Source organism: Kitasatospora sp. NPDC058046 (assembly GCF_042885595.1).
Lineage (GTDB): Bacteria > Actinomycetota > Actinomycetes > Streptomycetales > Streptomycetaceae > Kitasatospora.
The window spans coordinates 23,748-31,577 of the sequence record NZ_JBHVRS010000046.1; the positions used below are offsets into that span (position 1 = coordinate 23,748).

The window sequence follows — 7,830 nt, forward strand, 5'->3', positions numbered from 1 at the left end:
AGCAGACGGTGAGTACGGTACGGGTACGGTCCGCGACACAGCCAGCCGGGCCGCGAGAACGGATCAGAGAGGGCCACCGGGGGATGCCAAGCCAGACCGCTCCAGGACGCCGCCGCAGTGCGGGCGGCGGGAGGGCGCGCCGGGCCGGCCGGGCGCAGCACAGCACGCCGACGGCCGAGACCGGGACGGGGACAGGACCGGGGACGGGGCCCGACCGGCCGCAGCCGACCGGCACCGGGGGCGGCGGCGCCGTCCAGGTCCGGATCAACCCCCGACCGGGGCTGCTCGGCGGGCGGTTGAAGCTCCAGCAGCTCGTCCTGGTCGAGGTCGCGGCGGCCCTGGTCGCCGTCGGCTGGACGATCAGCCGGACGGTCGCGGCCGGCTTCGGCGCCGTCGCGCTGGTGCTGCTCGTACTCGCCCTCCTCCCGGTGCGCGGCCGCACCGTCCCGGACCTGCTGCGGGTCCGCGCCGCCCTCAAGTCCCGCCGCAGGCAGGCCCGGACGCTGCTGCCGCCGGCCGGCACCGACCCGGCGCTGGCGCCCGCGCTGGAGCTCGAACCGGGGCTGCGCACCTGCACCCACGCCACCGAGGCCGAGTTCGGCGGCCGCCCGGTCCGCCGGGAGACCGGCATGGTCGGCGACGGGACCTTCCTCACCTCGGTCCTGCTCGTCCAGGCCAAGGACCAGCCGCTGCGCCCGGTGCGCACCGCGCTGCCGCTGCCGCTGGACGTGGTCTGCTCGGCGCTCACGGTGGACGACATCACCCTGGAGTCGGTGCAGCTGGTCCAGCACACCCAGCCCGCCCCCGCCCAGCACCTGCCCGAGCAGTCGCTGGCCGCCCGCGCCTACCGCGAGCTGCCGGACGGCACCTCCACCCCCGGACTGCGGCTGACCTGGGTCGCGCTCAAGCTCGACCCGGAGCGCGCGGCGACCGCCGTCCGGGCCCGCGGCGGCGGCGAGGAGGGCGCCCGCAAGGCGCTGCAGCGGGTCACCGACCAGCTGGCCGGCCGGCTCAACAGCGCCGGGTTCAACGCGACCGTGCTGGACGAGCGCGAGCTGATCGCCGCGCTGGCCATCGCCACCTGCGCCAACCCGATCGCGGTGGCCGGCCGCCAGGGCACCGGCAGCGGCGGCGGCACCACCCGCCGCACCCAGGAGGGCAACCGGTTCTGGCGGATCGACGACCGCTGGCACACCACGTACTGGATCTCCCGCTGGCCGCAGCTCAGCCGCCCCGGCGGCGCCCCCGGCCGGATCGCCGCGCCGGACCTGGTCAACCTGATCACCGGCTCGCCGGCCCTCGCCAGCACCTTCAGCCTGACCGCCGGGCACGGCACCGGCGGCTCGGTGACGGTCAGCGGGCACCTGCGGGTGACCGGGCGCAACGAGAGCGAGGTCGGCCAGGTCGGCCGCCAGGTGGAGACCCGGGCCCAGAGCACCGGGCTCGGCCTCGTCCGGCTCGACCTGGAGCAGGCCCCCGGCATGCTCGCCACCCTGCCGCTCGGAGGGGCTTCCTGATGGCCTACCAGACCTATCCCACCGTCGGCCCGCAGCCCGGCGCCGAGCAGCGCCGGACCAGGCCGCGGATCCTGCCCGGTTTCGGACTGCGCGGCCCGCGCCGGGAGAAGCACGTCCTGGAGGCGGCCGACCTCGCGGCGCTGGCCTTCCCGGTCGGCGACGACGGCGTGGTCATCGGCGTCGACCCGCAGGGACTGCCCGCCGTGCTCGGCCTGTTCCGCCCGACCTCGTACGACCTGGTGCTCGTCGGCGGCATGTGGACCGCGCAGGTCATCGCGCTGCGGGCGGCCGCGATCGGCGCCCGGGTCGCGGTGGAGACCGCCCGCGGGCAGCTGTGGGGCCCGCTGGCCCAGGCCGCCGGCGGCGGCCAGCCCTGCGTGACGGTCCACCAGGTCGGCCGGCTCGGCCCGCAGGGCGCCTCGGTGGCCTCGCCGGTCCTGGTGGTGCGCGACCTCGGCGCCCGCCCGCCGCGCAGCCGACTCTCCGCCGCGCCCTGGCAGACCACCCTGACCCTGCTGCCCTACCTGGGCCCGAACGCCTCCCGGGTGCTGAACGCGGCCGACCTGGTCGGCGTGCAGCGGATCTCGCCGCAGGAGGCGGAACTGACCGGCCGGGTGCTCTCGCTGCCCCCGGAGGACGTGGCCGCCCTGCCCACCCTCGGCGACGACCTCACCCTGTGGGCGACCCGGATGCGGCGCCAGTACGTACGGGCCGTGGCCGGGCAGGCCGAACAACAGGTGCTCGGCGGGCCGCGCCGGATGGACTGAGCAGCGGCTCGCCGCACCGGGCGGGCCGTCGGGGAACCGAAGCCGCCTTCAACGGGGGTTGCCGTACGGCCTAGTCTTTGATGCGGCAACGGCACCGCTGAACAAGCGGCGGCGAACACGAGGGAGCCAGAAAAGTGAGCAGCGATCGGGACGGCGTCTACGTCGGCGACAACGCGGCGGAGGACGACGACGACTGGTCGGACGCGCCTGACTACACTCCCCCGTCCTGGTACGTGCAGACGGAGCCCGCTTCGGCTCCGGCCGCTGGGGCTCCGGCCGCTTCGGCTCCGGCCGCTTCGGCTCCGGCCGCTTCGGCTCCGGCTGCCGGGGCTCCGGCCTCGGCCGACGCCCCGGTGCCCGCCGCCGCCGCTCCGGCGCAGGCCCAGCAGGCCCCGGCGCAGCAGGCCGCTCCGGAGCAGCGGCAGGCCCAGGCTCCGGTGCCCGGCCAGGCCGCCGCCCCGGCGGCGGAGGCCGCGCCGGCCGCCGTCCCGGCCCCGACGCCCGCTGCCACGCCCACGCCCACGCCCGCCGCGCCGGTCCCGCCGGTGCAGGCCGAGGCGCAGCACGTCCCGTTCCCGGCGGCCGCCCCGGCTCCGCCGGTCGCCGAGCAGCCGCAGGCCGGTGCCCCGGCCTGGCCGACGCCGGAGGCCGCGGCGCAGCAGCCCGCGCCGCAGCCGTACCTGGCGCCCGCCCCTGCTCCCGTGCCCGTCGCGCCCGCGCAGCCGCAGAACTTCGCGCAGCCGCCGGTCCAGCAGGCCCCGCCGCAGCACCCCCAGGACCCATCGGCTTCCTGGGACCCGCAGGCCGCGTGGGCGGCCCAGCAGGCTCAGCAAGTCCAGCAGCCGCAGCAGCCACAGCCGCTGCCGCCCCAGCACGCCGCCGCCCCGCAGCCCCCCGGCCCGGTGCCCCAGCCCGGCCCGGTGGACCCGCGCCAGGGCGGCTGGCCGCAGCCCGCCGCGTACCAGCAGCCGGTCCCGCCGCAGCCCGGCCCGCAGGCCCAGCCCGGCCCGCCGCTGCCGGGGCAGCCGCTGCCCGGCCAGCCGTGGCAGCAGCAACCGCAGGCCCCGCAGCCCAGCGCGTTCCAGCAGGCCGCCGCCCCGCAGCAGACCGCGCACGGCGCGCCGCTGGGCTACACCGCCGCCGTCGAGCTGTCCTCGGACCGGCTGCTGCGCAGCCAGCCCAAGCAGCAGCGCCAGCAGCCGCGCTTCCAGTTCGGCGGCAAGGCCGCGGCGGCCGAGAAGGCCCGCAAGCTGGAGATCATCCGCACCCCGGTGCTGAGCTGCTACCGGATCGCCGTGATCAGCCTCAAGGGCGGCGTCGGCAAGACCACGACCACCACCGCGCTCGGCGCGACCCTGGCCAGCGAGCGCCAGGACAAGGTGATCGCGATCGACGCCAACCCGGACGCCGGCACCCTGGGCCGCCGGGTGAAGCGCCAGACCGGCGCGACCATCCGCGACCTGGTGACGGCCATCCCGCACCTGCGCAGCTACATGGACATCCGTCAGTTCACCTCGCAGGACCTGAACTCGGGCCTGGAGATCCTGGCGAACGACGTCGACCCGGCGGTCTCGACCACCTTCAACGACTCGGACTACCGCCAGGTGATCGACGTGCTGGGCCGCCAGTACCCGATCATCCTGACCGACTCCGGCACCGGCCTGCTGTACAGCGCGATGCGCGGGGTGCTGGACCTGGCCGACCAGCTGATCATCGTCTCCACCCCCAGCGTGGACGGCGCCTCCAGCGCCTCGACCACCCTGGACTGGCTCTCCGCGCACGGCTACGCGGACCTGGTCCAGCGCAGCATCACGGTGGTCTCCGGGGTGCGCGAGACCAGCAAGATGATCAAGGTCGAGGACATCGTCGCGCACTTCCAGACCCGCTGCCGCGGCGTGATCGTGGTGCCGTTCGACGAGAGCCTGGCGGCCGGCGCCGAGGTCAACCTCGACATGATGCGGCCCAAGGTCCGGGAGGCCTACTTCGAGCTGGCCACCCTGGTCGGCGAGGACATCATCCGGGCCCACCAGGCCGCCGCCGCCCAGCAGGCCGGCTGGCAGCAGCAGGCCCAGGCCGGCTACCCGCAGTCGGGCGGCCCCCAGCCGTACGCCGACCCGCAGCAGCAGCCCCAGCCGTACCCGCAGCAGGCCGGCCAGCCCGCCCCCGGGGCGCCGTGGGCCCCGCAGCCCGGCCAGGCCCCGCCGCCCCCGCCCGGGTACGGCTACCCGCAGCAGCCCGCCCCCGGGGCGCCCTGGCCACAGCAGCCGGGGCCGGGCTACGGCTACCCGCCGCCCCCGCCCCAGCAGTGACAGCGACGGAAGGGGCCCACCGACACCAGGTCGGTGGGCCCCTTCCGTCGTCCTGCGACGCCTCGGACGCCGTCGCTCGGATGCCGTCGCTCAGATGCCGTCGGTCAGCTCGCGGGCCCGCTTGACGTCGTCGGCCATCCGGTCCAGCAGCGCGTCGATGGAGTCGAACTTCTCCATCCCGCGCAGGTAGGCCAGGAAGTCCACGGCCACGTGCAGCCCGTACAGGTCCAGGCCGACCCGGTCGATGGCGTACGCCTCCACGGTGCGGGTGGTGCCGTCGAAGGTCGGGTTGGTGCCGACCGAGATCGCCGCCGGCATCCGCTCGCCGTCGGCGGTCAGCCAGCCCGCGTACACGCCGTCCGCCGGGATCGCGCTGTGCGGCACGGTGTCGACGTTGGCGGTCGGGTAGCCCAGGTCGCGGCCGCGCTGCGCGCCGCGCACCACCACGCCCTCCACCCGGTGCGGACGGCCCAGCACCTCGTTGGCGCCGGCCATGTCCCCGGTCTCCACCAGCCGGCGGGTCAGGCTGGAGGAGAACGGCTCGCCGTCCCCGGCCGTGCCGCACACCTGGAGGTCGACCACCTCGACCTCGAAGTCGTCCGCCCGGCCCAGTTCGCCGAGCAGCTCGACGTTCCCGGCCGCCCGGTGCCCGAAGCGGAAGTTGGGGCCCTCGATGACGACCCGCGCGTGCAGCGCGTCCACCAGTACCTGCCGGACGAAGGTCTCCGGGGACTCCTGGGAGAACTCGGTGGTGAACGGCAGCACCAGCACCGCGTCCACGCCCAGCTCCGCGATCAGCTCGGCACGGCGCGGGTGCGGCGCGAGCAGCGGCGGGTGGCTGCCCGGGCGGATGACCTCGCGCGGGTGCGGGTCGAAGGTCACCACGACCGCCGGGACGCCCAGTTCGCGGGCCCGCTCGACCGCCCGCCCGATGATCAGCTGATGTCCTCGGTGCACCCCGTCGAACGAGCCGATGGTGACGACGCTGCGTCCCCAGTCCCCGGGGATCTCCTCCAGGCCACGCCAGCGCTGCACCTGACCGCTCCTTGTTCCGTACGGCGCGTACCCTCTGTACGCTCAAACGCTCAAAACCCGAACCCCTATAGCGTGCCATGCGCCTGCCCCGGCTCAGGCACCGGAATACGGGTTGAGCCCGCCGAGGGCCCCGCGGCCCGCCCGGAGACGGCCCGCTCGGCCTCCGCGGCGGCGTACTGCGGGTCCCGTCCGGCCGCCGCCAGGGCCCGCATCCGGGCCAGCCGGGGGCCGTCCGGGGCGGTCGGCGCGGCACCGGACGGCCACCGGGCGAGCAGCCGGGCGAAGGCCGCCGACCGCCCGGCGCAGCGCACCAGCAGCTCGTCCGCGCCCGGCAGCCCGGTGCCGGCCCGGGCCAGCACCGCCCGGGCCCGGGCCGGGTTCTCGGCCGCGCAGTGCTCGGCGAGCCGCTCCACGGCGACGGTCAGCACCGCCGGGTCGGTCTCGGCGGCGAGCAGGGTGTCCAGCAGCTCGCAGCGCAGCGCGTCCGCCGCCGGGTCCGCCACCGGGAGGGACAGCACCTCGGCGAACGGCCGCCGGACGGCCGCGCTGCGGGCCGCCAGCGCGGCGCCGATCAGCACCCGCAGCTCCAGCCGGTCGGCCGGGCCGGCGGCGGCGCGCGCCAGCCGGCGGCCGAGGTAGTCGACGGCGACCGGGCCGGCCAGCCCCGGGTTCCCGCGCAGCAGCCCGGCGGCCAGCTCGGCGCCCCGCCGCACGGCCGCCGGGGCGGTGGCGTCGGCGAGCACCCGCAGCGTCTCGGCGGGGGCCGCGCCGGGGGCGGCCGAGCACTCGGCGAAGGCCGCCAGGACGGGTTCCGGGTCGCTCTCCAGGGCCGGGGCGAGCGCCCGCGGGGTGAGGAAGGCGTCGCCGCCGGCCCGCAGCAGGGCGAGCGCGGCCGGCAGGTGCTCGGCCCGGGTCGCCGGATCGCCGACCAGCAGCGCCAGCGCGGCCCCGTGCAGACCGGGCTCGTCCTCGCGGGCGAGCAGGGTCAGCGCGGTGTACCGCAGCAGCTCGACCCCGGCCCCGGAGGCGTACGGGGCGGTCCGCAGCGCGTGCACGGCCGCCGCGACGTGCCGCTCGGGCCGCCGGTCGTGGCTCCAGCGGTCCACCGCGCGGCAGAGCGCGGACGGCTCCTCGGCGGCGAGCACGGTGAGCAGCGCGTCCGCCCGCGGGTGCGCGGCGGCGGCCAGCGCGTCGGCCAACTCGTCCAGGGCGAGCCGCCGGTGGGCGTACAGCAGGTCGTGGGCGAGGTCGGCGACGGTGCGCCCCGGGCGGCCCGGCAGGCCGCGCGGGTCCTCGAACCAGGCGCAGAGCAGCGGGAACACCCCGACCGGGTCGGCGCGCAGCCGCTGGGCCACCACGGCGAGGAAGCGCTGACCGGGGCCGTCGGCGGCCACCAGGCCGCGCAGCAGGGCGAGTTCGGCCTCGACGGGCAGGCCGAGGCCGGTCCAGAAGGCCGGCCCGAAACGGCCGAGCCCGGCCACCGGGAGCGCCACCGCGCCCGTCCCGCCCGCCCGTTCGGCGATCCGGACCGCCATCTGGTCGAGCAGCGCCCGGTGTTCGGCCGGGTCCGGGCCGGCGGCCAGGCCCTCGGCGAGCAACCGGGCCGCCCACCAGGCGGGTTCGCTGCCCGGCGGGCGCAGGTCCAGGGCGCGCCAGATCCGGTGCAGCCACGGGTCCAGGGCGCCGGCGCCCCAGGTCTCGGCCACCCGGCGCAGTGCGGCGGCGACCGGGCCGATCCGGTGCCGGGGGACGGCGTCCGCCCCGGCGGCCGTCCCCGCCGTCTCCGCCGCCGGGTGGCCGACGGGCTCCGCCGCCTCGTCGGCGGGCCACGGCGGGGTGTCCTCGGCCTCGCCGAGCAGCAGCCGCAGCGCCGCGTCCAGGTCCAGGTGCCGGCCCTGCAGCCAGTCCGCGAACTCCCCGTGCGCGAAGCGGAACCCGGGCCCGGCCGGGACGAACAGGCCCTCGGCGAGCACCGCCGTGGCCCAGCCGCCCTCGACCGGGAACAGCTCCTCGAAGGCGGCCCGGTCCAGCCCGCCGCCCGACCGGCCGCCGAGCATCCGCCGGGCCGCCTCGTGCACCCGCCCGGCCACCGCCGCCGCGAGCCGGCGCACCCGCCGGTGCCGCGGCCCGGCCGGCCGCACCGCGCCCCACCAGGTGAAGATCCGCGGCTTCCGGATCGAGCCCGGCGAGATCGAGGCCGTG

Annotated in this window: 4 protein-coding genes and 1 pseudogene; 3 read left to right on the forward strand and 2 right to left on the reverse strand. The window is 77.6% G+C overall.

The window, feature by feature from the left end; translation table 11 throughout:
- Nucleotides 1-83: 83 nt before the first annotated feature.
- The 3 genes from eccE (at nt 84) to ACFVU7_RS44160 (ending at nt 4,593) form a co-directional block, all read left to right on the forward strand.
- Nucleotides 84-1,517: a type VII secretion protein EccE gene (gene eccE, locus ACFVU7_RS44150; RefSeq protein ID WP_079272941.1), complete on the forward strand. Its 1,434-nt coding sequence runs from the start codon at nt 84-86 to the stop codon at nt 1,515-1,517.
- Nucleotides 1,517-2,284, forward strand: coding sequence for a hypothetical protein (locus ACFVU7_RS44155; protein WP_049657368.1), 768 nt, complete (start codon nt 1,517-1,519; stop codon nt 2,282-2,284). The genes eccE and ACFVU7_RS44155 overlap by 1 nt, the downstream gene beginning before the upstream one ends.
- A 134-nt stretch (nt 2,285-2,418) precedes the next feature.
- Nucleotides 2,419-4,593 (forward strand): MinD/ParA family protein, encoded by a 2,175-nt coding sequence (locus ACFVU7_RS44160; RefSeq protein ID WP_388052272.1) that lies wholly within the window; start codon nt 2,419-2,421, stop codon nt 4,591-4,593.
- A gap of 90 nt (nt 4,594-4,683) precedes the next feature.
- Here the strand turns inward: ACFVU7_RS44160 and ACFVU7_RS44165 are convergent, their stop codons facing one another.
- On the reverse strand, nt 4,684-5,628 hold the full coding sequence (locus ACFVU7_RS44165; protein WP_074006407.1) for a bifunctional riboflavin kinase/FAD synthetase: 945 nt from the start codon (nt 5,626-5,628) through the stop codon (nt 4,684-4,686).
- A 65-nt stretch (nt 5,629-5,693) separates the two neighbouring features.
- A pseudogene (locus ACFVU7_RS44170) lies at nt 5,694-7,830 on the reverse strand (hypothetical protein); the annotation flags it as partial.

Coding starts and splice junctions, on each gene's coding strand:
- eccE (WP_079272941.1), top strand. CDS start 84: ATGCCAAGCCAGACCGCTCCAGGACGCCGCCGCAGTGCGGGCGGCGGG.
- ACFVU7_RS44155 (WP_049657368.1), top strand. CDS start 1,517: ATGGCCTACCAGACCTATCCCACCGTCGGCCCGCAGCCCGGCGCCGAG.